This window comes from Streptomyces sp. H27-C3, from assembly GCF_030063415.1.
In the GTDB taxonomy this organism is placed as follows: domain Bacteria; phylum Actinomycetota; class Actinomycetes; order Streptomycetales; family Streptomycetaceae; genus Streptomyces.
On record NZ_JASITA010000007.1, the window covers coordinates 216,524 to 242,528 of the forward strand.

General features: G+C 70.2%; 26 protein-coding genes and 1 pseudogene. 14 read left to right on the forward strand and 13 right to left on the reverse strand.

What is annotated here, in order from left to right; all coding sequences use genetic code 11:
- Positions 1-70 precede the first annotated feature (70 nt).
- The 3 genes from QMK30_RS09515 to QMK30_RS09525 form a co-directional block, all read right to left on the reverse strand.
- On the reverse strand, positions 71-790 hold the full coding sequence (locus QMK30_RS09515; protein WP_283516761.1) for a GntR family transcriptional regulator: 720 nt from the start codon (positions 788-790) through the stop codon (positions 71-73).
- A 24-nt stretch (positions 791-814) separates the two neighbouring features.
- Positions 815-2,308 (reverse strand): nucleobase:cation symporter-2 family protein, encoded by a 1,494-nt coding sequence (locus QMK30_RS09520; protein WP_283516762.1) that lies wholly within the window; start codon positions 2,306-2,308, stop codon positions 815-817.
- Positions 2,309-2,426: 118 nt separating this feature from the next.
- Positions 2,427-3,818 (reverse strand): amidohydrolase family protein, encoded by a 1,392-nt coding sequence (locus tag QMK30_RS09525; protein ID WP_283516763.1) that lies wholly within the window; start codon positions 3,816-3,818, stop codon positions 2,427-2,429.
- Between the two features lie 231 nt (positions 3,819-4,049).
- On the opposite strand from QMK30_RS09525, the gene QMK30_RS09530 reads away from it, so the two are divergent.
- Positions 4,050-4,472: a hypothetical protein gene (locus tag QMK30_RS09530; protein WP_283516764.1), complete on the forward strand. Its 423-nt coding sequence runs from the start codon at positions 4,050-4,052 to the stop codon at positions 4,470-4,472.
- A 48-nt stretch (positions 4,473-4,520) separates the two neighbouring features.
- Here the strand turns inward: QMK30_RS09530 and QMK30_RS09535 are convergent, their stop codons facing one another.
- Positions 4,521-5,195 (reverse strand): FadR/GntR family transcriptional regulator, encoded by a 675-nt coding sequence (locus QMK30_RS09535; RefSeq protein WP_283516765.1) that lies wholly within the window; start codon positions 5,193-5,195, stop codon positions 4,521-4,523.
- Between the two features lie 75 nt (positions 5,196-5,270).
- Here QMK30_RS09535 and QMK30_RS09540 point away from each other — a divergent pair, with 75 nt between their 5' ends.
- From QMK30_RS09540 to QMK30_RS09550, 3 genes are all read left to right on the forward strand, one after another.
- On the forward strand, positions 5,271-6,731 hold the full coding sequence (locus tag QMK30_RS09540) for a CynX/NimT family MFS transporter (RefSeq protein WP_283516766.1): 1,461 nt from the start codon (positions 5,271-5,273) through the stop codon (positions 6,729-6,731).
- A 144-nt stretch (positions 6,732-6,875) separates the two neighbouring features.
- Positions 6,876-7,085: a hypothetical protein gene (locus QMK30_RS09545; protein WP_283516767.1), complete on the forward strand. Its 210-nt coding sequence runs from the start codon at positions 6,876-6,878 to the stop codon at positions 7,083-7,085.
- A gap of 111 nt (positions 7,086-7,196) precedes the next feature.
- Entirely contained in the window at positions 7,197-7,715 is a 519-nt protein-coding gene (locus tag QMK30_RS09550; protein ID WP_283516768.1) for a SixA phosphatase family protein, read from the forward strand.
- 141 nt (positions 7,716-7,856) lie between these two features.
- Here the strand turns inward: QMK30_RS09550 and serB are convergent, their stop codons facing one another.
- Positions 7,857-9,071 (reverse strand): phosphoserine phosphatase SerB, encoded by a 1,215-nt coding sequence (gene serB, locus QMK30_RS09555; RefSeq protein ID WP_283516769.1) that lies wholly within the window; start codon positions 9,069-9,071, stop codon positions 7,857-7,859.
- Positions 9,072-9,190: 119 nt separating this feature from the next.
- Positions 9,191-10,816, reverse strand: coding sequence for a streptophobe family protein (locus QMK30_RS09560; RefSeq protein WP_283516770.1), 1,626 nt, complete (start codon positions 10,814-10,816; stop codon positions 9,191-9,193).
- 257 nt (positions 10,817-11,073) lie between these two features.
- Between QMK30_RS09560 and QMK30_RS09565 the strand changes: the two genes are divergently transcribed.
- On the forward strand, positions 11,074-13,629 hold the full coding sequence (locus QMK30_RS09565; RefSeq protein WP_502963101.1) for an ABC transporter ATP-binding protein/permease: 2,556 nt from the start codon (positions 11,074-11,076) through the stop codon (positions 13,627-13,629).
- Between the two features lie 88 nt (positions 13,630-13,717).
- On the opposite strand, the gene QMK30_RS09570 is transcribed toward QMK30_RS09565, so the two are convergent.
- From QMK30_RS09570 to QMK30_RS09580, 3 genes and pseudogenes are all read right to left on the reverse strand, one after another.
- A complete protein-coding gene (locus QMK30_RS09570) occupies positions 13,718-14,461 on the reverse strand; it encodes a transglycosylase SLT domain-containing protein (protein WP_283516772.1) in 744 nt (247 codons plus the stop codon).
- Positions 14,462-14,698: 237 nt separating this feature from the next.
- Positions 14,699-15,823: an S-adenosylmethionine:tRNA ribosyltransferase-isomerase gene (locus tag QMK30_RS09575; RefSeq protein ID WP_283516773.1), complete on the reverse strand. Its 1,125-nt coding sequence runs from the start codon at positions 15,821-15,823 to the stop codon at positions 14,699-14,701.
- A pseudogene (locus tag QMK30_RS09580) lies at positions 15,820-15,945 on the reverse strand (short-chain dehydrogenase); the annotation flags it as partial. The gene QMK30_RS09575 and the pseudogene QMK30_RS09580, both read right to left, overlap by 4 nt.
- Before the next feature lie 96 nt (positions 15,946-16,041).
- On the opposite strand from QMK30_RS09580, the gene QMK30_RS09585 reads away from it, so the two are divergent.
- From QMK30_RS09585 to QMK30_RS09600, 4 genes are all read left to right on the forward strand, one after another.
- Positions 16,042-17,187 (forward strand): GAF domain-containing sensor histidine kinase, encoded by a 1,146-nt coding sequence (locus QMK30_RS09585; protein ID WP_283516774.1) that lies wholly within the window; start codon positions 16,042-16,044, stop codon positions 17,185-17,187.
- Positions 17,180-17,824: a response regulator gene (locus QMK30_RS09590; RefSeq protein WP_283516775.1), complete on the forward strand. Its 645-nt coding sequence runs from the start codon at positions 17,180-17,182 to the stop codon at positions 17,822-17,824. The genes QMK30_RS09585 and QMK30_RS09590 overlap by 8 nt, the downstream gene beginning before the upstream one ends.
- 137 nt (positions 17,825-17,961) lie before the next feature.
- Positions 17,962-18,207 (forward strand): chaplin, encoded by a 246-nt coding sequence (locus tag QMK30_RS09595; protein ID WP_283516776.1) that lies wholly within the window; start codon positions 17,962-17,964, stop codon positions 18,205-18,207.
- Positions 18,208-18,327: 120 nt separating this feature from the next.
- Positions 18,328-18,567, forward strand: a complete 240-nt coding sequence (locus tag QMK30_RS09600) for a chaplin (RefSeq protein ID WP_283516777.1) — start codon at positions 18,328-18,330, stop codon at positions 18,565-18,567.
- An 83-nt stretch (positions 18,568-18,650) separates the two neighbouring features.
- Here the strand turns inward: QMK30_RS09600 and QMK30_RS09605 are convergent, their stop codons facing one another.
- Entirely contained in the window at positions 18,651-19,442 is a 792-nt protein-coding gene (locus QMK30_RS09605) for an Rv1486c family protein (RefSeq protein WP_283516778.1), read from the reverse strand.
- 133 nt (positions 19,443-19,575) lie between these two features.
- Between QMK30_RS09605 and QMK30_RS09610 the strand changes: the two genes are divergently transcribed.
- The 4 genes from QMK30_RS09610 (at position 19,576) to QMK30_RS09625 (ending at position 22,763) form a co-directional block, all read left to right on the forward strand.
- The gene (locus tag QMK30_RS09610; RefSeq protein WP_283516779.1) at positions 19,576-20,373 is read left to right on the forward strand and encodes an ABC transporter ATP-binding protein; all 798 of its coding nucleotides are present in this window, start codon (positions 19,576-19,578) and stop codon (positions 20,371-20,373) included.
- A 50-nt stretch (positions 20,374-20,423) separates the two neighbouring features.
- A complete protein-coding gene (locus tag QMK30_RS09615; RefSeq protein WP_283516780.1) occupies positions 20,424-20,855 on the forward strand; it encodes an NfeD family protein in 432 nt (143 codons plus the stop codon).
- A 148-nt stretch (positions 20,856-21,003) separates the two neighbouring features.
- Positions 21,004-21,933 (forward strand): SPFH domain-containing protein, encoded by a 930-nt coding sequence (locus tag QMK30_RS09620; RefSeq protein ID WP_283516781.1) that lies wholly within the window; start codon positions 21,004-21,006, stop codon positions 21,931-21,933.
- Positions 21,934-21,995: 62 nt separating this feature from the next.
- Positions 21,996-22,763, forward strand: coding sequence for a sulfite exporter TauE/SafE family protein (locus QMK30_RS09625; RefSeq protein ID WP_283516782.1), 768 nt, complete (start codon positions 21,996-21,998; stop codon positions 22,761-22,763).
- Between the two features lie 52 nt (positions 22,764-22,815).
- Here QMK30_RS09625 and QMK30_RS09630 read toward each other — a convergent pair whose 3' ends face one another.
- From QMK30_RS09630 to QMK30_RS09640, 3 genes are all read right to left on the reverse strand, one after another.
- Positions 22,816-23,319 (reverse strand): HNH endonuclease, encoded by a 504-nt coding sequence (locus tag QMK30_RS09630; protein WP_283516783.1) that lies wholly within the window; start codon positions 23,317-23,319, stop codon positions 22,816-22,818.
- 143 nt (positions 23,320-23,462) lie between these two features.
- The gene (locus tag QMK30_RS09635) at positions 23,463-23,999 is read right to left on the reverse strand and encodes a YbhB/YbcL family Raf kinase inhibitor-like protein (protein WP_283516784.1); all 537 of its coding nucleotides are present in this window, start codon (positions 23,997-23,999) and stop codon (positions 23,463-23,465) included.
- Positions 24,000-24,043: 44 nt separating this feature from the next.
- Positions 24,044-24,826, reverse strand: coding sequence for a sporulation protein (locus QMK30_RS09640; protein WP_283516785.1), 783 nt, complete (start codon positions 24,824-24,826; stop codon positions 24,044-24,046).
- A 136-nt stretch (positions 24,827-24,962) separates the two neighbouring features.
- Between QMK30_RS09640 and QMK30_RS09645 the strand changes: the two genes are divergently transcribed.
- Entirely contained in the window at positions 24,963-25,601 is a 639-nt protein-coding gene (locus QMK30_RS09645) for a DNA-3-methyladenine glycosylase (RefSeq protein ID WP_283516786.1), read from the forward strand.
- Positions 25,602-26,005: the final 404 nt, after the last annotated feature.

The window sequence follows — 26,005 nt, forward strand, 5'->3', positions numbered from 1 at the left end:
TTCCCTTCCATGGAACGGGGGCGGGGGGTGGTACGAGATGCGGTGGTGCCTCGACGCGGCGGCGTACGTACTAGTCGACGCTCCGGAATTCCGCCGCCGGCGCGTCGGGCCCGGGCCCGTTCGCCACCGCCTGCGACAGCCGGATCCGAAGCCGCCTGATGTGCTCGCGGGCGGCTTGCTCGGCGGCGTCCGGATCGCCCGCCGTCATCGCCTCGAAGATCCGGCGGTGCTCCTGCACGGCGAGGCGTGGTGCCTCCGGACTGCGCCACAGCGAGTGCAGCGCCAGGTGCGCCTTGCCCTGGATGGTGTCCAGGGCGGCGGTGAGGTGGGTGTTGCCCGCGACCTCACGGATCAGGCGGTGATACGCCATGTCCATCTCGATGTGGGACTCCTCGGGGGAGTCCGAAGTCACCACCTGCTCGTGCCGGTCGAGCAGGTCACGCAGTTCGGCGACCCTGGTGGCGTCGAGCCGTTCGGTGGCGAGCCTTGCGGCGAGGCCCTCCATCACCTCGCGCACCACGTACAACTGGCGCACGTCCTCGACGTCGACGGTGGAGACCACCGCGCCCCGGTGCGGGACGTGGGAGGCGAGGCCGTCGTGAATGAGGCGTTGCACCGCCTCGCGCACGGGGCTGCGGCTGATGCCCATCCGGGTGGCGAGCGCCGGTACGGAGAGGGCGTCGCCGGGGCGCAGCCGATTGGCCAGTACGGCGCTCCTGAGCTCCTCGTACGCGCGGTCCGCCAGCAGGGTTCCTGCCGCGACCGGATTGACCGCACTCTCTGCCGACATACCCAGTCCCTTCTCGCGCTGCCTTCACGCCTTGTCCTTGTGCACTTCATGTTGCATGTAATGTTCAGGAGCGTCAACGGATCGCACAGCTTTTCCGTCGCTCTCAGCGCCCTTCCTGCGGCCCGGAAGGCGCAGATGGTGGAAGAACAGGTTCAGGAGAACCGCAGAGACCGTGCCGAGGATGATGCCGCTCTCGAAGAGTGCGTGCAGTTGCCGTCCCGGCATCTGCTCGGCGAACTGCGGGAACGCGGTGGGCAGGAAGCCGATGCCCATGCTCGCGGCCACCAGGATGGTGTTGCGCTGGTCGGTGAGGTCCGCCTGGACCAGGATCTGCACCCCGACCACGGCGATCGTCGCGAACAGCACGATCGTCGCGCCGCCGAGCACCGAGGCCGGCATGGAGGAGACCACCGCGCCCACCTTGGGCACCAGGCCGAGCACCATCATGATCACGCCGGACGAGGCGACGATCCAGCGGCTCTTGACCCGGGTCAGCCTGATCAGCCCGATGTTCTGCGAATAGACCGTGCTGGGAAAGGAATTGAGCACGCCGGCCGCCGCCGTGGCCAGGCCGTCCGCGCGCAGCGCCCGGGTGACCTGTTTGCCGTCCACCTCGCGGCCGACGATCTCGCCCACCGCGAAGAACTGCCCGATCGACTCCACCGCGATGATGATCATCACCATGAAGATCGAGAGCACCGCGATCATCTCGAAGCGCGGCGTCCCGTAGTGCAGCGGAGCCGCCATCCCCACCCAGGACGCGTCCCCGATCCCGGAGAAGTCCGTCCTGCCCGCGAGCGCGGCCACCAGGGTTCCGACGAACAGGCCCACCAGCACCGCCACGGTGGCCAGAAAGCCCCGCGAGAACTTGTGCAGCAGCAGAATGACGACGAGCGTCACCGCGGCCAGGCCCAGATGCGCGGGGGAGCCGAAGGTCTCCTGGCTCGGGTCGCCGCCGCCCACCTGACGGGCCGCCACCGCCAGCAGCGTGATCCCGACGATCGTCACGATCGTGCCCGTGACCAGCGGCGGGAAGAATCGCACCAGCTTGCTGAATACCGGCGCGATGACGAACAGCGCGAGCCCGGCGGCGATCACCGCGCCGAACACCGTCGGCAGCCCCGCCTTCGCCCCGCCCGCCGCGAGCCCCACCGAGACGAGCGAGGGGACGGCGGTGGTCGACGTCCCCTGCACCACAGGCAGCCGGATGCCGATGCCCGGCAGCCCCACGGACTGCAGCAGCGTGGCGAGGCCGCAGGTCAGCAGCGACGCGTTGACGAGCAGCCCGATGTCGTCGCCGCTCAGGCCGATCCCCTCCGCCACCAGCAGGGGCATGACCACGGCCCCCGCGTAGAAGGCCAGCACGTGCTGAAGTCCGTACACGGCCAGCCGCCAGGCCGAAGGCACCGCCTCCACGGGGTCGACTTCCTTGGCCGCTCCGGAGTTCGTGGCCGCTACGGAGCCGGTGGCCGATACGGGACCCGCTCTTCCGGTGGCGTCGCTTTCCTTGCGTGACATGTGCGTCTCCCTCCGCTCGACGGCCCATGGGGCACGCCGGGGGTTCTTGTGTGCGCATGTACGGGGGCCGCGGACGGGCAGCCGGGGGTGGGGCGGGGTAGGGCGGCGGGGGCTCGCGTCAGTGCCGCCAGGCGGTGGTCAGCGCGCCGAACCCGGCCCGCTCCACCAGCCGTTCGGCCCGTTCCTGGGCCTCGGCGAGGAGTGCCTCCTCGTCGACCAGAACACAGCGGCCGTCCTCGTAGACGACCCGGCCGTCGACGACCGTCATCTCCACGTCGGAGCCGCGTGCCGAGTAGACGAGCGCGGCCACGGTGCGGTGCAGGGGCCGCAGGTGAGGGCGGTCGAGCGCCACGACGGCGATGTCCGCGGGCGCGCCCACCGAGAGGTGCCCGGTGCCCGTGCCCGCGTAGCGGCCGCCCTCCCGGGTGGCCAGTTCGAGTGCCTCCTCGCAGCGTGCCGCCGCCGGGTCCAGGGTGTGCTGGCGTTGGCCGAACAGCGTCTGCTTCATCACCTCGAACATGTCCTGGCGGTGGCCCGCGCTCGGTCCGTCGGTGCCCAGCGCCACCACCGCGCCCGCGTCCCGCAGCTCACGCAGTCTCATCACCCCGGACGCCAAGTAGGCGTTGGACGCAGGGTTGTGGGAGACACCGGCCCGTCGCTCGCCGATGTGCTTGATCTCGGCCTCGTCCAGCCACACGGCATGGGCGAGCGTGGTGCGCTCGTCCAGCAGTCCCTCCTGGGCCAGCCACTGGACGGGCCTGACGCCGTACGCCTCCAGGTAGCTCTCCGGATCCTTGGCGCCTTCGCTGCAATGCGTGTGCCAGCGCGTGCCGAACTCGGTGGCGAGCTCGGCCGCACCCCTGACCAGGTCCTGGTCGACGTAACTGAGATTCAGCGGCGCGGGCCAGATTTCCACCATGGAGTGCGGCGGGCGGCGCTCCATGCACGCGCGGGTGAGCTCGATCTCCTCGTCGACGGAGTAGCGGAAGAGGGCGTCGGGCAGGCCCCGGGCGGCCGCGACCGCCGTCCTGTGGCCGATCATTCCGCGCGCCACGGCGCCGCGCAGACCGGTCGACTCGACGGCGCGGGCGACCGCGAGCACGGTCTCGGGGTCGGTCGGCGCGTAGTGGTTGTCGATCACGGTGGTGATCCCCGAGCGCAGTGCTTCCACCGCGCCGAGCGTGGCCGCGACCCGGGCGTCCTCGGGGTCGACGGCTATGGAGTACGGCCACATGAACTCGCACAGCCACGGCCAGATGGACAGCCCTTCACCGAGGCCGCGGGCCAGCGCCTGGAAGAGGTGCGTATGGCCGTCGACGAAGCCGGGGACGACCGCGCGGCCCCGGCAGTCGACGGTCCGGGCCGCCTGCCAGGTGGCGTCGGTCTCGGCCGCCGGGCCGACTGCGGCGATCCGGTTGCCGATGATCGCGACCGAGCCCGGCTCGTACACGGACCGTGGGCCGTCCACGGTCACCACCCGTCCACCGGACAGCAGAAGGTCGCATTGCATGGGTCCTCCAAAGGGGGTGCGGGGTGGAGCTGGTGGCATGTTCAACATTGCATGTAACATATTCAGGCCACCGAGCCTGTCAACCCTCTGCGCGCGATCCCTCTTGATCCCTGGCGACCGAGTCGTCGATTCTGTCGTTCCGAGTGCCCCGAGTCGTAAAGACCGGCGACTCGCCGCAGACTGTGGAAACCGGGACATACCCGGCGCTCTGTGGGGAGGAGGTGACGGCGTATGCGTGCGTCATGCCGTCGAGCGGCGGCTCTCGCAGTGTCCACGGTCGCGCTGGCCGGACTCGCCGGTCCTGTCACCACGGTGCAGGCGGCCCCGGCCCTGCCCGCCTTCCTCGCGTCGGCCGGACCCGCACCGGCCCCCGCGCCCGCCCCCGAGACCCCCGCCGGGCTGGAGCGCCCGAAGGAGCCCGCCCCCTTCGGCTCCACCTGCCGTACGTCGGTCGAGGGCTCCCAGGTCGTCGCGTACTGCCACAACCCGTATCCCGAGTCCGACCAGGTGCGGCTGCACACCGAGTGCGACCGCTGGTGGGACATCGACGCGGACGGCAGGCCGGTCGAGGTCGGACCCGCGCAGACGGTACGGCTCACCGACCGCTGCTGGAAAGAAGTTCGGTCCGCGTGGGTCAGCCACGGACGAATGTGAGACCGGGGGCGTGACCGTCTGGACCGCCGGCCGAAATGCCCGACGGCCCTACGCCCGCTTCCCGAGGCACTTGAAGGAGTAGCCCGCGGCCTCGGTGGCCGCCGTCCCCGTGTCACCGGCCCGGATCGCCTCGACCAGCCGCGCGTGATCCATGTGCTCCTCCGGCCGCAGCTCCTGGCCCACGTCGTCGCGCAGCCAGTCGCGCAGCAGGTCGCCCAGGTCCGCGTAGAGCCCGATCAGGACGTCGTTGTGCGAGGCGGCGACGATCGCGAGGTGCAGCGTCGCGTCGGCCGTCACGAAGTGCTCGGCGTCGCCCGAGGCCCAGGCCTGCTCACGCCGCGCGAGCAGGGCGTCGAGCTGCCGCACGTCGCGCTCGGTACGCCGCTCGGCGGCGAGCCGGGCCGCCGAGGACTCCAGGGTCGAGCGCAGCTCCGCGATGTGGCGGGGATCCGCGTCCGCGAAGCGGCGGTGCATCACCCCGGCCAGCTCGCTGGTGGCGATGACGTACGTGCCCGAGCCCTGGCGGATGTCGAGCAGCCCGTTGTGCGCGAGCGCGCGGACCGCCTCGCGCACGGTGTTGCGGGCCACTCCCAGCTGCTCGACCAGCGCGGGCTCCGTCGGGATGCGCGAGCCGACGGGCCACTCGCCCGTGGTGATCTGGTTGCGCAACTCGGTGATCACCTGGTCGGCCAGTGCCGAACGCCGGGGAGAGGTCAGCGGCATGGTGCTCCTCGTCTCGGGAATCGCCTCGGGGAAGCGATTGGACAACCAATCATCCCACGATTCTATGATGGCCCCATGCCCGAAGACGAGACCCGGACCCTGAGCCCCGCCCGCACGGCGCAGGCCACCCCCGCAGAGCCCCCCGCCAGCACGCCGCAGCGGCCGGTGTGGATCACCCGGCTCGTGGTCGTCGGCCTCGTCCTCGCCGCGCTCAACCTCCGCCCGGCCATCACCAGCCTCGGCCCGCTCCTGGAGGAGGTCCGCACGGGCCTCGGCATGAGCGGCAGCCTCGCCGGCCTGCTGACCTCCGTACCGCCCCTCTGCTTCGCGATCTTCGGCCTCACCGCCCCGAGGCTCGCCCGCCGCTTCGGCCCCGGCGCGATCATCTGCGCCGGTATGGTGGCGATCGCCGCGGGCCTGGTGCTGCGCCCCTTCGCGGGCGGCACGGCCGGGTTCCTCGCGGCGAGTGCGCTGGCCCTGATGGGCATCGCCGTCAGCAACATCCTGATGCCGGTCATCGTCAAGCGCTGGTTCCCCGACCGCGTCGGCTCGATGACCGGGCTCTACTCGATGGCCCTGGCCCTCGGCACCGCGCTCGCCGCAGCCGCCACCGTCCCCATGACCCAGGCGCTGGGCGGCAGTTGGCAGACCGGCCTCGCCGTCTGGGGCGGCCTCGCCACCGTCGCCGTGGTGCCCTGGCTCATCCTCTCCCGCCACCGCAGCACCGGAGCCGCCGCGGCGCGCAGTGCGACGCAGGGGCAGGAGACGCCCGGCCTCAGGATCACCCGGAGCCCCACCGCGTGGGCCCTGGCCTGCTTCTTCGGCCTCCAGGCCACCGCCGCCTACATCACCATGGGCTGGATGCCGCAGATCTTCCGTGACGCCGGTGTCTCGGCGGGCACGGCCGGTGTGCTGCTCGCCGTGACCATGGCGATGGGCATCCCGCTCGCCTTCGTCATCCCGCGCGTCGCCTCCCGCATGCGCACCCAGGGCCCGATCGTCGTCGTACTCGGCCTGTGCGGACTCATCGGTTACACGGGCCTCTTCCTCGCCCCCGCTTCGGGAGCCTGGGCCTGGGCCATCCTGCTCGGCGTCTCCAACTGCGCCTTCCCGCTGGCCCTCACGATGATCGGCATGCGGGCCAGGAGCGGCGCCGGTGTCGTCCGGCTGTCCGCCTTCGCGCAGAGCACCGGCTATCTGATCTCCATCCCCGGTCCGCTGCTTGTCGGCGTGCTCTACCAGCACAGCGGCGACTGGGGCCTGCCGATCGGCCTGATGGCGGGGCTGATGGTGCCGCAGATCGTCGTCGGCATGCTCGCCGGCCGCAACCGCACCATCGAGGAAGAGCTGCGCCGACCCGGTCGGCCGACGCCCCGACCCGGCCGGGTCGGGGCGTACAAAGGGTGCGAGACTGGCCGTATGCCAGTACTCGACCCCAATCCCCAGAACGGCCAGCGCAAGCTGCTCATCGTGCTCGGCGCGATGCTCGGCATCACGCTGATCATTGCGATCATCGCGTCCATCGCATCCCCCTGACCCCTTGCGCGGGTGGGGGTGGGGCTACCCCCACCGTCCCTTAGGGGGCCAGGGTCAGGGTGAAGTGGGTGGGGCACCGGATGGGGCCCGGCGCCCCCGGTCCGTAGGTTCGACGTACACCAACCGAACCTTACGGAGGCGGCCATGGCGGCCCGTGCACACATCCGGAGCAACCCCCCGGCCTCCGGCGTCGAGATGCGCCTGCCGTGGTGGGCCGTCGTCCTCCCCGCGATCGCCTTCGCCGTTCTGCTCGTGCTCATCGCCGGTCCCGGCGAGGCACAGGCCGCGAGCGGCGAACCCGCGGTGACGCACCTGATGGAACGTATCCAGCAGAGCCTGTCCCGCCAGGGGTGACCGCTGGACATCCGCGGCCACCGCCTCCCGGCCCGCGGTCCGTTCACCCATGGTGGGGGAGCACGCCAACACCCTGCGCCCCGTGGCACGATCCATGCGAAGCTGGGATGCATGAGCGTCGATACACCCCGCAGGATCGTCCTACTCAGGCATGCGAAGGCCGACTGGCCACAGGTGTCCGACCACGATCGGCCGCTCGCCGACCGCGGCCGCATGGACGCGCCCACCGCCGGGGCCCGGCTGGCGGAGACCGGCATCCCCTTCGACCTGGCCCTGTGCTCGACCGCGGCCAGGACGCGCGAGACCTGGAAGCTGGTGGTGCAGGCACTGCCGCACCGACCCAGGACCGTGTACGAGGAGCAGTTGTACGAAGCCTCCCCCGGTGAGCTGATCGCACTCCTGAACGAGACCCCGGACGACGTGAACGACCTGCTTGTCATCGGCCACAACCCCGGAGTGCACGCGGTGGCGGAGGCCCTTACGGGGACGGGCGAAGGGGACGCGCCGGCCCGCATGGCCCGCAGCGGTTTCCCGACCTCGTCGTTCGCGGTCATCGGTTTCACCGGCCCGTGGAAGTTCCTGGAGCACGGCGTCGGCAACCTCGTCGACTACTGGGCCCCGCACGACTGACCGGCTCCCCTTCACGACGCACGTGAAGTGGACGGCGAACGCGACGACCGGAACGAACGGGCCTGGCGCGACCGGAGCCCCGACCGACGTGACGAAGCCTCGGTGCGGATGTGACCGCACCGGGGCTTCGCCGTTCGCCGACTACTCCACGAGACCGCCGGCTGCCTCCACCTCTTCACGGGTGATGCCCAGCAGGTACAGGACGGTGTCCAGGAACGGGACGTTCACGGCGGTGTGGGCGGCCTTGCGGACCAGGGGCTTCGCATTGAAGGCGACGCCCAGCCCGGCGGCGTTCAGCATGTCGAGGTCGTTCGCACCGTCACCGATCGCGACCGTCTGGGACAGCGGTACGCCCGCCTCGGCGGCGAAGCGACGCAGCAGCCGCGCCTTCCCCGCGCGGTCCACGATCTCGCCGACCACCCGGCCGGTGAGCTTCCCGTCCACGATCTCCAGGGTGTTGGCCGAGGCGAAGTCGAGGCCCAGCTTCTCCTTGAGGTCATCGGTTACCTGGGTGAACCCGCCCGATACGACGCCCACTTGGTAGCCGAGCCGCTTGAGCGTACGGATCAGGGTGCGGGCGCCGGGCGTGAGCCGCACCTCGGTGCGGACCTTGTCCACGACCGCCGAGTCGAGCCCCGCGAGCAGCGCCACGCGCGCGTGCAGCGACTGCTCGAAGTCCAGCTCCCCGCGCATGGCCCGGTCGGTCACCTCGGCGACCTCGGCCTCGCAGCCCGCGTGCGCGGCGAAGAGCTCGATGACCTCGTCCTGGATGAGCGTCGAGTCCACGTCCATCACGACGAGCCGCTGGGCGCGGCGGTGCAGCCCGGCCGAGACCACGGCCACGTCGATCCCCTGCTCCGCCGCCTCCAGCGCGAGCGCGGTGCGCAGCGGCTCGGTCTCTGTGCCGGACACCGCGAACTCCACTGCGGTGACCGGGTACTTGGCCAGCCGGAAGATCCGGTCGATATTGCCGCCGGTCGCGGTGATGCGGGCCGCGATGGCGGCGGTGGACTCGGAGGTGAGGGGATGCCCGAGCACGGTGACATGCGAACGGCCGCTGCCGCGGGGCCGGTTGTCACCGGTACCTGAGATGATCTCGGCCTGGAGCCTGAGCGACTCGGCCCAGCTGTGCACGGTGGCGCGGAGATCGCCGGCGGTGCTCACGGTCGGCTCGGTGACGAGGGCGCACAGGACGATGCGGCCACGTGTGACGACCTGCTCGATGTCGACCACGTCGACGGCGTAGGCGGCGAGGGTGTCGAAGAGCCCCGCGGTGATCCCGGGGCGGTCCTTCCCGAAGATCTTCACGAGAAGCGTGGGGGCGTCAGAGGCCTGACTGGGCTGTGATGCGGTCATGGTGCCCCCACCGTATCGGGCCTCCTCCCGGCTCCGGCCTCCTGTCCCGAGTACCGGACGGGTGTGGCGGGTGGCCGGGGCCGGAGGCCGGCCACCTGGGCCTTCGGGGGCGCCCGGTGTCACCCTGGCGACTGCGGCGTCCCCGGCGGTGGCGGACCCTCCGCCGACGGTGTCGGAGGCGCCTGCGGGCGGGGCCGGGGCCGGGGAGGTGGCATCGGCGGCGCCGGCCCCACCATGGTCGGCGCCCCGTGCACGCCCTGCGGTGGCCGCAGATACGGGTTGGTGTCCTCGCCGGAGGGGCGGTATCCGGGCGACGGTGTGTACGGCCCGGGTACGTATGCCAGATCCGGGTACGTACGGTCCTCCCGCCGCGCCCCGAGAGCGAACGGCGAAGCCCGCCGCCCCGCCGCCCCCGACACGTACGCCGTCAGCGCCCCGAGGCCACCTGCCGCCGTACCCCACGCGGCCCCGAGCAGCCCCGCCATCGGCGCACTGCCGCGCAGCTCGATACCGGCGCCGAACGCGTCGAACCCGAGCACCGACAGCGACGCGTCGACGGAGATGTCCGTCAGCCACACCAGCAGCGGCAGCGCCGAACCGGTCACGACACCGAGCCGCACCGCGCACCGCCCGCCGAAGCCGAACGCCGGCCGGCCGCCCTTGGGCGTACGGGCCGCCGCCAGCACCCCGGCGAGCAGCATCATCACCGCGGCGGCGACCCCCAGCAGCCAGACTCGCTGATCGAGCTCGGCGAGCCGCCCCAGTGTCAGCTCCCCGTCGTCGGAGACCCGGAACAGCTCGTCCACCGGATCGGGCAGCAGCTTCGCCAACTCGCCCGTGGCCTCGCCGTCCCACGGCACCAGCAGCCCGACCGGGATCCCGAGCCACACCCCGTTCGGCGCCCCGAGCAGCGCCGCCCCGGCGATCCGCTTCGGATCGTCGTCACCGACCGCCGCGTACGCCGCCGCTGCGAGCCCCGCCAGGACCGCGAGCATGAACACCGTGACCAGGGCGGAAGCAGCGGGCCGCACGAGCCGGTGCAAGGCGTCCAAGCGGCGCGGCAACGGCGTACGACGGGACGCGAGCAGCGCGATCACCAGCACCCCGAGCACCCAGCAGGCCCCGCCCACCAGGGACTCGGCGGTGTTGACGGTGAAGCCCACCGACGCCTTCGCGTCCGCGAGATCGGTGAGCCGGTCGGGCAGCAGACCGCCGAGGTCCCCGAGCCCTTCGGGCAGTTTGTCGTTGATGTGGTCGGGCAGGTCGTTGCCCGGGATCTTCCGAAGGCCGAGCTGGTCGCCGTCGATTGTGATGACGTCGTGACCTGCCCAGGCGAGTCCGCCCATCGTCGCGACGAACAGGGCGGCCACCGCACCCGCCCGCGCGGCCAGTTCACCCCCGGAGATGAACGCCCCCGCGCCCCGCAGCGACCGCAGGAAGAACACGGCGAGGAGGAGCGCGCCGGCCAGGCCCACCCCCAGTGGCGCGATGTCGACGGCGGTACTCGCCTCGGCGTCCTCAAGGCCGAAGGCCTCGACATTGCCGGACGGACCGGCCGAACCACCCGCCCCGAGCACCACCATGGCCGCCGTCATCGGCCCGAGCGACGCGGTGGAATCCGCGCCCAGTAGACGCAGTCCGAGAGCGGCCACGCCCGCCATCCCCGCCAACGCCCAGCTCACCGAGGCGATGGAGGCCAGCAGCACATCCCCCCACCGCACACACCCGCTGTCGCTCGCAGCCATAAGGACCCCCCCGATCCGTACGGAAGTGTCCCTACTTGCTCTGTTCGCGCATGATCCGTACGCACTCATGGGCGGTTACTACTCTCCGAGGCTATTTCTCCCGCGTCAACGGGCAGCTGATGCAGGGTTGGTACGAGGTCGTCACTGGGCCCGGCTTTCGTATTCGGGACTGGGCCTGAAATAGTTCCCCACGATGTTCAGCATCCCTAGACTCCCTGCGATGGGGGTAACTCGGGGGACAACTAGTGGGGCGCGGAGTGCCGGAACTCGTACTGGAATTGAATGGCAGGACCTGGACGCTCGATCCGTCCAGGTCGTACACCCTCGGACGCGATCCGCAGGGTGATCTGGCGATCGACGACGCCAGGGTCTCGTGGCGGCACGCGACCATCAGCTGGGGCGGGCGCAGCTGGGTCATTGAGGACCACGGCAGCACCAACGGCACCTATGTGCAGGGCCAGCGGATCCACCAGATGGAGATCGGCCCCGGCTCCGCCGTGCACCTGGGCAATGCCACCGACGGCCCGCGACTGAGCCTGACCGGCGCGGGCGCGGGCGCGGGCGTGCCCAGCGCGCAGGGGGCGATGGGCAGCCAGCAGGCACCTCAGCAGCAGGCGCCGCCGCAGAGCGGCCCCGGCTGGGCGGCGCAGGCGCAGCAGTACCAGCAGCAGCAGTACCAGCCGCCGCAACAGCAGCCGCCGCCGGCCCAGCAGGCCTGGCAGCAGGAGCCGCAGCAGGCGCAGGTGCCGCACCAGCAGGGCGGTCCCTCCGGCGGTGCCGCGGGGGCCCCGCCGGTGTACGGCGACCGCAGCCCGACGACGTTCCACCAGGTGGCGCTCGGCCGGGTCATGCGGATCGGCCGTGCGCTGGAGAACGAGCTGGTCGTCTCCGACCTCCAGGTCTCCCGGCTGCACGCCGAGTTCGTGGCGACGCCCGACGGCCGGTTCGAGATCCATGACCTCGGCAGCCACAACGGCACATACGTCAACGGCCAGCCGATCGCCAAGTCGGGCACCGCGCTGCTCGGCCCCAACGACATCGTGGGCGTCGGCCACTCGACGTACCGCCTGGTCGGGGACCGGCTTGAGGAGTTCGTCGACACCGGTGAGGTCTCCTTCTCCGCCCGCCACCTCACGGTGACGGTCGACGGAGGCAAGGACATCCTCAAGGACGTCTCCTTCGGCGTACCCGAGAAGTCGCTCATCGCGGTCATCGGCCCGTCCGGCTCGGGAAAGTCGACGCTGCTCAAGGCGCTCACCGGCTACCGGCCCGCCAACAAGGGCGATGTCCTCTACGACAACCGGAACCTGTACAAGCAGTTCGCCGAGCTGCGCCAGCGCATCGGTCTGGTTCCGCAGGACGACATCCTGCACAAGGAACTGTCGGTGAAGAAGGCCCTGAAGTACGCGGCCAAGCTCCGCTTCCCGGCCGACACCTCGGAGGCCGAGCGGCAGACCCGTATCGATGAGGTACTGGGCGAGCTCAAGCTGGACATCCACAAGGAGAAGAAGGTCAGCTCGCTCTCCGGTGGCCAGCGCAAGCGCGTCTCGGTCGCCCTTGAGCTGCTGACGAAGCCGTCGCTGATCTTCCTCGACGAGCCGACGTCCGGTCTCGACCCGGGCATGGACCGCGACGTCATGCAGCTGCTGCGCGGCCTCGCCGACGACGGCCGCACCGTCCTGGTCGTCACGCACTCCGTGGCCGAGCTCGCGATCTGCGACAAGCTCCTGGTGATGGCGCCCGGCGGGTCCGTCGCCTACTTCGGTCCGCCGGAGGAAGCGCTCAACTTCTTCGGCTACAGCACCTGGGCCGATGTCTTCTCGGCCTTCGAGAACTACCGCGACTACGACTGGGCGGGCCGCTGGCGCGGCTCGCAGCACTACCAGATGTACGCCGCCGACATCGACGCGGTCGCCGCACAGTCCGTGCACATGCCGCCCGCCCAGCAGATGCGCCCGCCCAAGCCGCAGGGCTGGGGCTCGCAGCTGTGGACCCTGGTCCGCCGCTATGTGTCGGTGATCGTCTCCGACAAGGGCTTCATCGGCCTGATGCTGATCCTCCCGGCGGTGCTCGGCATCGTCAGCGTCGTCATCCCGGCCGACAGCGGCCTCGGCCTCGGCCCGGAGAAGAACAGGCTGGTCAACAAGGACGTCGGTACGATCCTGCTGATCCTCGCGGTCGGCGCGTGCTTCTCCGGCGCCGCCAACTCCGTCCGCGAGCTGATCAAGGAACGGGTGATCTACGAGCGGGAGCGCGCCACCGGCCTGTCCCGTTCCGCGTATCTCATGTCCAAGGTCATCGTCCTCGGCCTGATCACCGCCCTGCAGGGCATGATCATCGCGGCGATCGGCTTCGGCGCCCGCGCGAAGCTGCCGGCCGAGGGTGTCATCTTCGAGGACTACCCGGTCATCGAGATGACGATGGTCATCAGTGCCCTCGGGTTCACCTCGATGATGTTCGGCCTGATCATTTCGGCCCTGGTGAAGACGGCCGAGAAGACCATGCCGCTCCTGGTCATGTTCGCGATCGTCCAGGTCGTCTTCACCGGTGTTCTCTTCCAGCTGCACGACAGTCCGGGCATCGAGCAGGTCGCCTGGCTGATGCCCTCGCGCTGGGCGGTGGCCGCTCTGGGCACGACGGCCGAGCTCAATGTCGCGATGCCGTGGGACGTCAAGAACCTCGACGCCCTGTGGGACCACTCCGCGAGTCAGTGGATCACCGACATGGGTGTGCTGCTCGGTATCGGCGCACTCTGCGGCTTCATCGTGGTGCGCCTGCTGCGCCGCCACGAGCCCGAGGTCATGCGCAAGTAACGGCTCCGGTACGACGGACAAGGGCGGCACCTCTCAGAGGTGCCGCCCTTGTCCGTCGGCGTCCGGTCGGGCCTGTGGGGGCCACGACTCAGTAGGCGCCGTTGACGTTGTCGATGGAGCCGTACTTGTCCGCGGCGTAGTTGGCCGCGGCGGTGATGTTGGCGACCGGGTCGGCGATGTTCGTCGACGTGCCCTCGACGTGGAAGGCGTCGAACGTCGGCTGGATGACCTGGAGCAGGCCGATCGACGGGGTGCCGTTCTGGGCGTTGATGTCCCAGCCGTTGCTGGCGTTCGGGTTGCCCGTGGACTCCCGCATGATGTTGCGGTGCAGTCCGTCGTACGAACCGGGGATGCCCTTGGACTTCATGATGTCCAGGGACTGGCGGATCCAGCCGTCCAGGTTGTTGGCGTAGACGGGCTTGCGCGCGGCGGCGCGGCTCGCGGCCGCCCTCTCGTCGGCGCGGGCCTTCGCCTCGGCCTTGACCTTCGCCTGGGCGGAAGCCTTCGCCTTGGCCCTGGCGTCGGCCTTGGCCTTGACGTCGGCCTTGGCCTCGGCGGCCTTGACCTTGGCCGCGAAGTCCTTCGCCTGCTTGTCGGCGCCGACGTGCTGCTGCTTGATGCTCAGGTGCACGGCCTTGGCCTGCGCGCTGTCGGCGGCGCTCGACCAGGCCACGGGGGCGGCGGAGATGGTCTGGGGCTCGGCCTCGGCACTCGCTTCGCCGGGGACGAGCGAGAACGCGAGGGCAGCGGCGCCGAGAGCGGCGACGCCGGCGATGGAGGCCTTGTGAGTCTTCTTCAGGCGACTAAGGCCGGGGGTGCTGGACGCGGACATGCAGACGTACCTCTTCGAATAGCGGAAGCCGCGGAGTCTGCGACGGCAGCCATTGTTAGCGCCCGCAAAATCTTGTGGCAAAGCTGTGAAGTACGATCTGAGGTAGTTGGCCCGGTAGCTAGCAGAGGCATCAAATACCCGGCCCTACCCCGCTCACGTGCCCCTTATGCATCCACTAGGGCTCTTCGTAAGTGATGTACGTCCTATGTGCGGGCTCACATCGGGCAGGTAACAACCTCACCAACCGTTGCTGTAGCGACGCACACCGTGAGCGTTCTCCTCCGGAAGTATGAGGTGGATGTCGCCGAACTCGTGCCAGAGGTAGAGACGGCGCAGTGCCTCGGTATACCCGCGGCGCAGCGCCGCCCGCCCCGCGATCGCCTCCAGCATCAGCAGATGCGACGCCTCCGGCTCGTGCAGCCCGGTCAGCAGCCCGTCCACCACGCGCACCCCGCGATCCGGCGTGACCACCAGATCGGTCCACCCGGACGCAGCGCGCACCACCCCGTCGGGGCCTGCCGCCGACTCCAGCGCCCGCACCGCCGTCGTGCCGACCGCGAGAATCCGGCCGCCGGCCACCCTCGCGGCGTTGACCAGCCACGCCGTGGACCCCGGCACATCGAAGCGCTCCGGATACGGCGGCTCGTGCGCCTCGGCCGACGCGACCCCCGTATGAAGGGTGAGCGGCGCGAACTGCACACCCCGGCTCACCAGCTCCGCGACCAGCGCCGCGGTGAAGGGCCGCCCGGCACTCGGCATCTCCGCCGAGCCGCCACCGTCGGGGGAGGGCAGCGCGAAGACCGTCTGGTACGCGGACAGCGGCTGGTCCCGCTCCGTATACCCGTACCGGATGGGCCGACCGCGGTGGTGCAGCAGCCCCGGCACGTCGATGCCCGACACCCGGGCCCACCACAGCCGGTCCCCGGCCGCGCTCAGCGGCTCCTCCAGTACGAGCCGCCCGCCTCCGGCCGTCCGCACCACCGCACCGGCGGGCCCGCCGGCCCGCGGTCGTGTCGCCCCGCCCCGGTCGGGCCGACGCAGCTCCACGGCCCACCGCCCGTCGTCCCCGCGCGTCGAGAAGTGCACCACCACGGGGGTGTCCCCGACGACCCTGTCCACTGCCGCCGGCAGCGTCGGAGACGTATTGACGACCAGCACGTCCCCGGCTCTCAGCAGCCCCGGCAGCTCCCGGAACGCGTGATGCGCGACCTCGGTCCCGCGCGAGACCAGCAACCGTACGTCGTCGCGGCCCGACCCGCGTTCCTCCGCGGGCACCCGGGCCGACAGCTCGGGCGGCACAGGACCCAGGAGTGGCCCGGTGTCCGGTCCGCAGTCCGTACGCGGGGCCGTCGCCTCCCTCATCGGGCCACCGCCGACAGCGCGGACGCGGTGTATCGCCCGCTCGCGGGCCGCTCCTCCAGCAGCCGCAGCAGCGCGGGCACCACCGTCTGCGGCTCCGGGCGCACATCACCGTCCTCCGGGACGCGTCCGCGGGGGCACTTCGGCCTACGCCCTGCGGACCAGGCGACGGCCGCCGCAGGCCCGATACGGTGTGTGTCTCCCGCCGGTACCGTGAGCCCATGACCCCGTCCCCGAGCTCCGGCCTCTCCGCCGTGAGCACCGCCCTGCTCGCCATGAGCCGGCACCTGGAAGTACGCGACGTACTCAAGACGATCGTGGCCTCCGCCCGCGAGCTGCTCGACGCGCAGTACGCGGCCCTGGGCGTCCCCGACGACCACGGCGGCTTCGCCCAGTTCGTGGTGGACGGGATCAGCGAGGAACAGTGGAAGGCCATCGGCCCGCTGCCCCGCCAGCACGGCATCCTCGCCGCGATGCTGCACGGCGCCGAACCCGAGCGCCTCGCGGACGTACGCAAGGACCCCCGCTTCGAGGGCTGGCCCGCCGCGCACCCCGAGATGTCCGACTTCCTGGGCCTGCCGATCCGGGACGGCGACGAGGTCATCGGCGCGCTCTTCCTCGCCAACAAGCGCTGCCCCAAACCCGACGGCGGCTGCGGCTTCACCGAGGAGGACGAGGAACTGCTCGGGATGCTCGCCCAGCACGCGGCGATAGCCCTCACCAACGCCCGTCTGTACGAGCGCAGCCGTGAGCTGACCATCGTGGAGGAACGCTCCCGGCTGGCCCACGAGCTCCACGACGCCGTCAGCCAGAAACTCTTCTCCCTGCGGCTGACCGCCCAGGCCGCCGCCGCCCTCGTCGACCGCAACCCGGCCCGCGCCAAGGGCGAGCTCCAGCAGGTGGCCGCGCTCGCCGCCGAGGCCGCCGACGAACTGCGCGCCGCCGTGGTCGAGCTGCGCCCCGCCGCCCTCGACGAGGACGGCCTCATCGCCACCCTGCGCACCCACATCCAGGTCCTCGACCGGGCACACAGCGCCCGGGTCACCTTCGAGAGCCGCGGAGTACGGGCGCTGCCCGCCGCCCAGGAGGAAGCGCTCCTGCGGGTCGCCCAGGAGGCCCTGCACAACGCGCTGCGCCACTCCGGCGCGGGCCAGGTCGGCGTCGTACTCGCGAAGAGCGGCCAGGGCGCCAGGCTGCGGATCACCGACGACGGCTCGGGCTTCGACACCGGCACCGTCCGACGGGCCGGCCGCCACCTGGGCCTGGTCTCGATGCGCGACCGTGCGAACGGCGTCGGCGGGCGACTCACCGTGGAATCGGCGCCCGGCAAGGGCACCGCGATCGAAATGGAGGTCCCCGGTGGCTGAGAAGACGATCCGCGTACTGCTGGTCGACGACCACCAGGTCGTCCGCCGCGGCCTGCGTACGTTCCTGGAGGTCCAGGACGACATCGAGGTGGTGGGCGAGGCCGGCGACGGCGCGGAAGGCGTCGCGCGCGCCGAGGAGCTGCGCCCCGACGTCGTCCTCATGGACATCAAAATGCCCGGCACCGACGGCATCGAGGCGCTGCGCAAGCTCCGCGAGCTGGCCAATCCCGCCAGGGTGCTGATCGTGACCAGCTTCACCGAGCAGCGGACCGTCGTCCCCGCCCTGCGCGCGGGCGCATCGGGATACGTCTACAAGGACGTGGACCCGGACGCGCTGGCCGGCGCCATCCGCTCGGTGCACGCGGGCCATGTGCTGCTCCAGCCGGAGGTCGCTGACGCACTGCTGGCACAGGAGGACACACACGGCGGGACGGGCCGGGGGAGCACCCTCACCGAGCGGGAGCGCGAAGTGCTGACACTGATCGCCGACGGAAGGTCCAACCGGGAGATCGCCCGCGCGCTGGTCCTCTCCGAGAAGACCGTCAAGACACATGTATCGAACATTCTGATGAAGCTCGATGTGTCCGACCGCACCCAGGCGGCGCTGTGGGCCGTCCGACATGGGGTTACTGGCTAATCCGACGATCCCACCCGGATCCACGATTCATACCGTCGGGTGTATGTCACCCGTACGGCGCATCCCGATCGGCCCCCGGCCGTTCTCCATGGCGTGCTGCGGCGGCTGGTCGCAGCGATTTGCTAGGAGGACCTCAAGTGAAGAACCTGCAGAAGGCCGCTGCCATCGCCATGGTCGCCGGTGGCATGGTCGCCGCCGGTGCCGGCGCCGCCTCCGCCACCTCTGGTGCGGACGCCCACGGCAAGGCCGTTCACTCGCCCGGCGTTGCCTCCGGCAACCTGGTCCAGGCGCCGATCCACGTGCCGGTGAACGCGGTCGGCAACACCGTGAACGTCATCGGTGTCCTCAACCCGGCCTTCGGGAACCTCGGCATCAACCGCTGACCGACCGCCGCGGCCGACCAGTGACCACCGGCCCCCAGGCCCGTTCGGGGGCCGGTTCGGTGTCGCTTTGTACACACCCCCCGTGCGGCCCGAACCCGTAACAGCAGAAGGAACTTTTTCATGAACAGCCCCAAGAAGTCCGCCTTGAGCCTCGCCATCGCCGGTCTCGCCGCGGGCGCGTCGGCGGGCGTCGCGTCGGCCGACGCCCACGCGGAGGGTGCGGCCACGAAGTCCCCGGGCGTCATCTCCGGCAACCTGGCCGAGGTACCGGTCCACGTCCCGGTCAACGCCACGGGCAACAGCGTCAACGTCATCGGCGTGCTGAACCCGGCCTTCGGCAACGCCTCCCAGAACGTCTGAGCAGCCGCACCGCTGCTCCCGAAGGCGCCGCGGACTCAGGACCGCGGGGCCTTCCCCGTCGCGTGGACCGGCGGCGCGGCTGCCTATCCGCGCTCCTGCTCCTCCACCCACGCGTTGTACGCCGCGACCTGCGCCCGCCGCGCCACCCGCTCCACCGGCCGCAGCGCCTCCCCGCGCGCCGCGATCTGCGACGCGCTCACCGCGCCGCCGGGCCCGTGCTCGTACGCCAGCGAGATCAGCAGCCCGACCCGCTGAGCCAGCTCAAGCACCCGAGCCGCCCGCGGCGGATACCCGGGGGCCAGCACGTCCCGGCCGACCCCGGTCCGCCCCGCCCGCGCCCGGTACGCGTCCATCGCGGCCTCGGCCAACGGCCCCGATCCCGCCACATCCAGCCGGGCGAGTGCCGCGGTGGCGTCCCGCAGACCCTCCGCGAGCTCCCGCTCCGCCTCCCCGAGCGAGGGCACATCGGCCGGCGGGGCCTCCCGTACCGGCAAGCAGTGCCACACCACCTCGACCCGCACATCACCGGCCGGACCCACCTCGTCCACCTCCGGCACCAGGCCGTACGGAGCCCCGACCGCGACCACCGCCTCCTGGGCGTCCAGCGCCCGCGCGTTGAACTCCGGCGGTCCACTGAGCCCCAGCGGATGCCCCGGCGCGGGCAGCGCCACCCGGAAACCGGTCACGCCCAGCGCCCGCAGTCTCCCCAGCGCGAGGGTGAGCCCCACGGGCCGCGTCTCACCGGGCACACCCTCCACCCGGTGCACCGTGTCCTCCCCGACGATGCCGAGCGCGGCGTCGTCCAACGAAACAAGTCCGGCCAACAGGGCGTTTCCCCATGCGGCCAGTCGTCCTGAGCGTGGTTCCGAGAGCATGCGCCCAGCCTAGAGAATCGACCGGAGGGACCTAAGGGCCGGACCGCCCGGCCGGTGGCGTAGGTTTTCCCTGGGAGCTGTGCCCACAGGCACACCCAAAATTTTCGAGACTGCATGGGGAGACAACGCGCTCATGAGCGATGTACTGGAGCTGGTGGACGTATCCGTGGTCCGGGACGGACGCGCTCTGGTGGACGACGTCTCCTGGTCGGTCAAGGAAGGCGAGCGCTGGGTGATCCTCGGCCCCAACGGCGCCGGGAAGACCACTCTGCTCAACCTCGCCTCCAGCTATCTCTACCCGTCCACCGGCACCGCCCGGATCCTCGGCGAGCAGCTCGGCACCCCGGGCGCCGACGTCTTCGACCTCCGGCCCCGCATCGGCATGGCCGGCATCGCCATGGCCGAGAAGCTGCCCAAGCGGCAGACCGTCCTCCAGACGGTGCTCACCGCCGCGTACGGCATGACCGCCACCTGGCACGAGAACTACGACGAGGTCGACGAGCAGCGCGCCCGCGCCTTCCTCGACCGCCTCGGCATGACGGACTACCTGGACCGGAAGTTCGGCACGCTCTCCGAGGGCGAGCGCAAGCGAACGATGATCGCCCGCGCGATGATGACCGACCCCGAACTGCTGCTCCTCGACGAGCCCGCCGCCGGACTCGACCTCGGCGGCCGCGAGGACCTCGTACGCCGGCTTGGGCGCCTCGCCCGCGACCCGTACGCCCCCTCCATGATCATGGTCACGCACCATGTCGAGGAGATCGCCCCCGGCTTCACCCACGTCCTGCTGATCCGGCAGGGCAAGATTCTCGCCGCGGGCCCCATGGAGACCGAACTGACCTCCCGCAACCTCTCGTTGTGCTTCGGCCTCCCGCTCGTCGTCGAGCGCAGGTCCGACCGCTGGACGGCCCAGGGTCTGCCGCTCAGCTGACCTGCTCTGCGCACTGTCGGCAAGGACCCCCGCGCACCTACCATGACCATGTGGAAATCGAAGCATGGGTGTGGTGGCTGATCGGCGCGGTAGGGCTGGGGATTCCGCTTGTCCTGACCACGATGCCGGAGTTCGCAATGCTGTCCGCCGGTGCGGTCGCCGGCGCCGTCACGGCGGGGGTCGGCGGCGGCATGGTCGCCCAAGTGCTGGTCTTTGTCGCCGTATCGGTCGCGCTCCTCGCGGTGGTACGGCCCATCGCGGCGCGGCACCGCACCGAGCGTCCCCAACTGGCCACGGGAATCGACGCCTTGAAGGGCCGTCAGGCGGTCGTCCTGGAACGGGTCGACGGCAGCGGTGGGGGCAGAATCAAGCTCGCCGGTGAGATCTGGTCGGCACGGGCACTGGACAACGGCCAGAGCTTCGAACCGGGCGAGCAGGTCGACGTCATAGAGATCGACGGAGCAACGGCCGTCGTCATGTGAGCCGTTGCGCGAGTCCCCATGGGTTCTCGTGCGGGTTCTCAGGTGAGCCGAACCACCCACGCACCAGGCACCGGTCTGGGAAGATGGATCATCAGATCAACCGGGCCGCACTCTCGAGCAGCACAACACGAAGGGCACGGGGAACGCGATGTCATCCGTCATCATCGTCCTGATCATCCTGGTGGTGCTGGTCTTCATCGCCCTGATCAAGACGATCCAGGTCATCCCGCAGGCGAGCGCCGCCATCGTGGAGCGCTTCGGCCGCTACACGCGCACCCTCAACGCAGGCCTGAACATCGTCGTCCCGTTCATCGACTCGATCCGCAACCGGATCGACCTGCGCGAACAGGTCGTGCCCTTCCCGCCCCAGCCCGTCATCACCCAGGACAACCTGGTCGTGAACATCGACACCGTCATCTACTACCAGGTGACGGACGCCCGCGCCGCGACCTACGAAGTCGCCAGCTACATCCAGGCGATCGAGCAGCTCACCGTCACCACCCTGCGCAACATCATCGGTGGCATGGACCTGGAGCGGACCCTCACCTCCCGCGAGGAGATCAACGCCGCGCTGCGCGGAGTGCTCGACGAGGCCACCGGCAAGTGGGGCATCCGCGTCAACCGCGTCGAGCTCAAGGCGATCGAGCCGCCCACCTCCATCCAGGACTCGATGGAGAAGCAGATGCGGGCCGACCGCGACAAGCGCGCCGCCATCCTCACCGCCGAAGGCATCCGGCAGTCCGCGATCCTGACCGCCGAGGGCGAGAAGCAGTCCGCGATCCTGCGCGCCGAAGGTGAGGCCAAGGCCTCCGCACTGCGCGCCGAGGGCGAGGCCCAGGCCATCCGCACGGTCTTCGAGTCCATCCACGCGGGCGACCCGGACCAGAAGCTCCTCTCCTACCAGTACCTCCAGATGCTCCCCAAGCTCGCCGAGGGCGACGCCAACAAGCTCTGGATCGTGCCCAGCGAGATCGGCGACGCGCTCAAGGGACTCAGCGGCGCCTTCGGGAACCTCGGCAGCGGCGCGTCCGGCTTCAACACCGGCAAGGAGCGTCGCGAAGAGCCCCCCATCGACTGACATGCGTACGCCGTCGTGCATGATCGGTGCAGCAAGCACCGATCACCGACTGGGGGCGCCGCGTGACGATCTGGGAGATGCTCGCCGTCTTCGCCGCGGGCATCGGCGCGGGCGCCATCAACACCGTCGTCGGGTCCGGCACGCTCATCACCTTCCCGGTGCTGCTCGCCACCGGCCTGCCCCCGGTCACCGCGACCGTCTCCAACGCCCTCGGCCTGATCCCCGGCTCGATCAGCGGCGCCATCGGCTACCGCAAGGAACTCACCGGCCAGCGCCGCCGCATCCTGCGCCTGGGCACCGCCTCGGCCATCGGCGGCATCGCCGGAGCCGCGCTGCTCCTCGTACTGCCCCCGACCGCGTTCGAGACGATCGTCCCGATACTGGTCGGGCTCGCCCTGGTCCTGGTGATCCTCCAGCCCCGCATCACCAAGGCCGTCAAGCGCCGCCGTGAACGCGACGGCTCGCACGCCGACCCGGACGGCGGCCCGCTCCTGTTCACCGGACTGCTGTTCGCCAGCGTCTACGGCGGCTACTTCACCGCGGCCCAGGGCATCATCTACGTCGCCCTGATGGGCATGCTGCTCACCGACACCATGCAGCGCCTCAACGCCACCAAGAACGTCCTCGCAGCCATCGTCAACACCGTCGCCGCGACGTTCTTCCTCTTCGCCGCGGAATTCGACTGGACGGCGGTGGCCCTCATCGCGATCGGCTCCGCCATGGGCGGCCAGCTCGGCGCCAAGGTCGGCCGACGCCTTCCCCCCACGGCGCTGCGCGCCCTGATCGTCGTCGTGGGCACCGTCGCGATCGTCCAGCTCCTGCTGCGCTGACACCCGGAAGCCCGCCCTCGTCCCCGAAGGCGGTTCTCCACATCACTACCCGCTAGGCGGGCTGGGCCAGCCACCCCGGCAGCGCCGACCGCTCGCCCGCACCCAGCGCGAGCAGCATCGCGTCCGCGGGCGACGGCACGAACGGCCGCCTCAGCAGCGGCATCGAAGCCTCCTCCGGCGTGCGCGCCGCTTTGCGGTGGTTGTCCAGAGCGCAGGACGCCACCGTGTTCAGCCAGCTGTCCTCACCACCCTGCGACCGCGGCACGACATGGTCGACGGTCGTCGCCCGCCGCCCGCAGTACGCGCACCGGTGCTGGTCCCGTATCAGCACACCCCGTCTCGACCACGGCGCCTGTCTTCGGAAAGGCACCCGCACATACCGGCAGAGCCTGATCACCTGCGGCACCGGAAGCTCCACGGCGGCCGCTCGCATCAGCAGTCCGGGATGGGCCTGCTCGACGACGGCCTTGTCCTGCAGGACAAGCACCACCGCACGGTTCAGTGTCACTGTCGACAGCGGCTCGAAGCTCGCGTTCAGTACCAGCGTGTCCCGCATCTCGCCCACCCTTCCTGCGTCGGCCCACCCCCGGCGGGCTTGGATCAACTCTGGACGGGCGCGTCGAGATGGACAACGTAATAAAAAAATGCCCGTCCCTGATCTCTTCCAAGACCAGGGACGGGCAAACAGAGGATGAACGGTCAACTCTGCGCGGGAGCCTCGTACCACGTGACCAACTGGGCACGCCCGAGGGTGTGAAAACGCAGATTGAACCCGACCGCGGCGGGCGGGGTGTCCGCGTCCGGCCCGAGCTTCTCGCTGTCCACCGCGTACACGGTGAAGACATAACGGTGGTTCTCGCCGGCCGGCGGGGCGGCCCCGCCGAAGTCCTTCGACCCGTAGTCGTTACGAGCCTGCAGGGCGCCGTCGGGAAGTCCCTCGAACTTCCCGCTGCCCGCCCCGGCCGGCAGCTCGGTGACCGACGCCGGAATGTCGAAGACAGTCCAGTGCCAGAACCCGCTGCCGGTCGGCGCGTCCGGATCGAAACACGTCACGGCGAAGCTCTTGGTCCCGGCCGGGAACCCATCCCACCGCAAGTGCGGCGACGTGTTACCGGCCGCGTGGACCTGAGCGTCCTTGAGCACCGCACCCTGCGCGACGTCCTCGCTCACCACGGCGAACGAGGGCACCGGCGGATGGAAGTCATGGGGGAGCGGCGCCTTCTTGGCCTCGGACACGTCTGAACCTCCGGTTCGGCGTTTCTGCCTGACAGCTTCCGAGCCTAGAGCCAGTTGCGCCGACCGCCGACCTGAGCAAGCCACTCGTTGAGGTACGCACTCCAGTCGGTGCCCTGGAAGTCGTTCAGCCCGACCTTGAAGGCCCGGTAGGAGTCACTGCTCTCGCTGAACAGCCCCGGCTTCTTGTCCATCTCCAGTACGACGTCCATCTCGCGGTCGTCCGCGACGAAGGTCAGCTCGACCTGGTTCAGCCCGCGGTACTGCTGCGGCGGCAGGAACTCGATCTCCTGGTAGAACGGCAGCCGCTGACGCGTCCCGCGGATGTGACCGCGCTCCATGTCGGCGCTCTTGAAACGGAAGCCCAGCGCCACGAAGGCGTCCAGAAGGGCCTGCTGCGCCGGCAGCGGGTGCACATTGATCGGGTCCAGATCACCGGAGTCCACGGCCCGCGCGATCTCCAGCTCGGTCGTCACCCCGATGTTCATCCCGCGCAGCTGCTGGCCGGAGATGCTCGTGATGGGCGTCTCCCAGGGAATCTCCAGACCGAACGGCACCACATGCACGGCCCCGGCCTTCACCTCGAAGGCGCCACCGAGCCGCTGCTTGGTGAACTCGATGTCTTGCTTGACCTCCTGGTCGTTGCCCTCGACCTCGACGCGCGCCTGAAGCCCGACCGAGAGGGCGTCGATCTGCTGATCGACCGATCCACCCTGGATCCGCACCTCGCCCTGCACCACACCACCGGGCACGACGTTCGCCTCGGTGAGCTCCGTCTCCACCGACGCGCCACCGGCACCCAAACTCGCGAGCAGCTTCTTGAAGCCCATGTCTCTCCCCAGATTTTTTGGTACTGACCCCTACAAACGCGAAACGAGCACACCCGGTTCCGCGCCCTCACCCTGGCAAAGCGGATGTCTCGCGGCCACCTACCCGGGCGGACGAGTTCCACTACGCTCGGAGGGCATGATCACGGATCCAGACCGTACGCCGCTCGCCCGGGGGTTCTTCGACCGCCCTGTCCTTGAGGTCGCACCCGACCTGCTGGGCCGCACGCTGGTGCGCGACTCCGACGACGGACCGATCGAGCTGCGCCTCACCGAGGTCGAGGCGTACGACGGACCGCGCGACCCGGGCTCGCACGCGTATCGCGGAAAGACCCGGCGCAACGCATCCATGTTCGGCCCGCCCGGTCATGCGTACGTCTACTTCATCTACGGCATGTGGTTCAGCCTCAACCTGGTCTGCGGCCCACCGGACACTGCGAGCGGAGTCCTGCTGCGGGCCGGCGAAGTGACGCGAGGCCATGATCTTGTCCGTAAACGACGACTTTCAGCCCAAAAGGACAAGGAACTGGCCAAAGGCCCGGCCCGCCTCGCCACCGGTCTCGACATCGACCGCGGGCTCGACGGTACGGACCTGTGCGGCGCGGACTCTGTCCTCTCTGTACTGCACGGCAGCCCCGCGGCGCCTGACCAGGTGCAGAACGGCCCCCGCACCGGAGTCGGCGGCGACGGTGCCCACCAGCCCTGGCGTTTCTGGATCACCGGGGACCCCACCGTGAGCCCCTTCAGGGCCCACACGCGGCGCCGTCGGGCAACTTGACTCCACTCTGGCAGCCGCCTAACGTAGCCCGAGCCGCTTGACACGGGCACTGCTGTCGGCACAGCCCCTCGGGCAACCCGAAGCACCCCGAAGCGGCCAACCACTACCTACGACTCCCCCTTACGGGTTCGAATTTCGGCGCGCCCGAATTCAGACCCCGCAGCTCGATTATGAGCCGCAAGGGATATCGGCTAAAGTAGTGAACACGCCGAAAGGCAAAGGCCCTCCAACGGTCACTGGAAACAAAATCCGAATCGGAAACGAAGCGGAAAACGGATCTGGTAGAGTCGGAAACACGAAATACCGAAGGGAAGCGCCCGGAGGGCCCCGTGAAAAGGGACCAAAGGAAGCGTCCGTTCCTTGAGAACTCAACAGCGTGCCAAAAGTCAACGCCAAATGTTGAT

What these genes read in the sequence shown, in the direction of transcription:
- QMK30_RS09515 (WP_283516761.1), bottom strand. Translation starts at nt 790, where the DNA reads ATGTCGGCAGAGAGTGCGGTCAATCCGGTCGCGGCAGGAACCCTGCTG.
- QMK30_RS09520 (WP_283516762.1), bottom strand. Translation starts at nt 2,308, where the DNA reads ATGTCACGCAAGGAAAGCGACGCCACCGGAAGAGCGGGTCCCGTATCG.
- QMK30_RS09525 (WP_283516763.1), bottom strand. Translation starts at nt 3,818, where the DNA reads ATGCAATGCGACCTTCTGCTGTCCGGTGGACGGGTGGTGACCGTGGAC.
- QMK30_RS09530 (WP_283516764.1), top strand. Translation starts at nt 4,050, where the DNA reads ATGCGTGCGTCATGCCGTCGAGCGGCGGCTCTCGCAGTGTCCACGGTC.
- QMK30_RS09535 (WP_283516765.1), bottom strand. Translation starts at nt 5,195, where the DNA reads ATGCCGCTGACCTCTCCCCGGCGTTCGGCACTGGCCGACCAGGTGATC.
- QMK30_RS09540 (WP_283516766.1), top strand. Translation starts at nt 5,271, where the DNA reads ATGCCCGAAGACGAGACCCGGACCCTGAGCCCCGCCCGCACGGCGCAG.
- QMK30_RS09545 (WP_283516767.1), top strand. Translation starts at nt 6,876, where the DNA reads ATGGCGGCCCGTGCACACATCCGGAGCAACCCCCCGGCCTCCGGCGTC.
- QMK30_RS09550 (WP_283516768.1), top strand. Translation starts at nt 7,197, where the DNA reads ATGAGCGTCGATACACCCCGCAGGATCGTCCTACTCAGGCATGCGAAG.
- serB (WP_283516769.1), bottom strand. Translation starts at nt 9,071, where the DNA reads ATGACCGCATCACAGCCCAGTCAGGCCTCTGACGCCCCCACGCTTCTC.
- QMK30_RS09560 (WP_283516770.1), bottom strand. Translation starts at nt 10,816, where the DNA reads ATGGCTGCGAGCGACAGCGGGTGTGTGCGGTGGGGGGATGTGCTGCTG.
- QMK30_RS09570 (WP_283516772.1), bottom strand. Translation starts at nt 14,461, where the DNA reads ATGTCCGCGTCCAGCACCCCCGGCCTTAGTCGCCTGAAGAAGACTCAC.
- QMK30_RS09575 (WP_283516773.1), bottom strand. Translation starts at nt 15,823, where the DNA reads ATGAGGGAGGCGACGGCCCCGCGTACGGACTGCGGACCGGACACCGGG.
- QMK30_RS09585 (WP_283516774.1), top strand. Translation starts at nt 16,042, where the DNA reads ATGACCCCGTCCCCGAGCTCCGGCCTCTCCGCCGTGAGCACCGCCCTG.
- QMK30_RS09600 (WP_283516777.1), top strand. Translation starts at nt 18,328, where the DNA reads ATGAACAGCCCCAAGAAGTCCGCCTTGAGCCTCGCCATCGCCGGTCTC.
- QMK30_RS09605 (WP_283516778.1), bottom strand. Translation starts at nt 19,442, where the DNA reads ATGCTCTCGGAACCACGCTCAGGACGACTGGCCGCATGGGGAAACGCC.
- QMK30_RS09610 (WP_283516779.1), top strand. Translation starts at nt 19,576, where the DNA reads ATGAGCGATGTACTGGAGCTGGTGGACGTATCCGTGGTCCGGGACGGA.
- QMK30_RS09620 (WP_283516781.1), top strand. Translation starts at nt 21,004, where the DNA reads ATGTCATCCGTCATCATCGTCCTGATCATCCTGGTGGTGCTGGTCTTC.
- QMK30_RS09630 (WP_283516783.1), bottom strand. Translation starts at nt 23,319, where the DNA reads ATGCGGGACACGCTGGTACTGAACGCGAGCTTCGAGCCGCTGTCGACA.
- QMK30_RS09640 (WP_283516785.1), bottom strand. Translation starts at nt 24,826, where the DNA reads ATGGGCTTCAAGAAGCTGCTCGCGAGTTTGGGTGCCGGTGGCGCGTCG.
- QMK30_RS09645 (WP_283516786.1), top strand. Translation starts at nt 24,963, where the DNA reads ATGATCACGGATCCAGACCGTACGCCGCTCGCCCGGGGGTTCTTCGAC.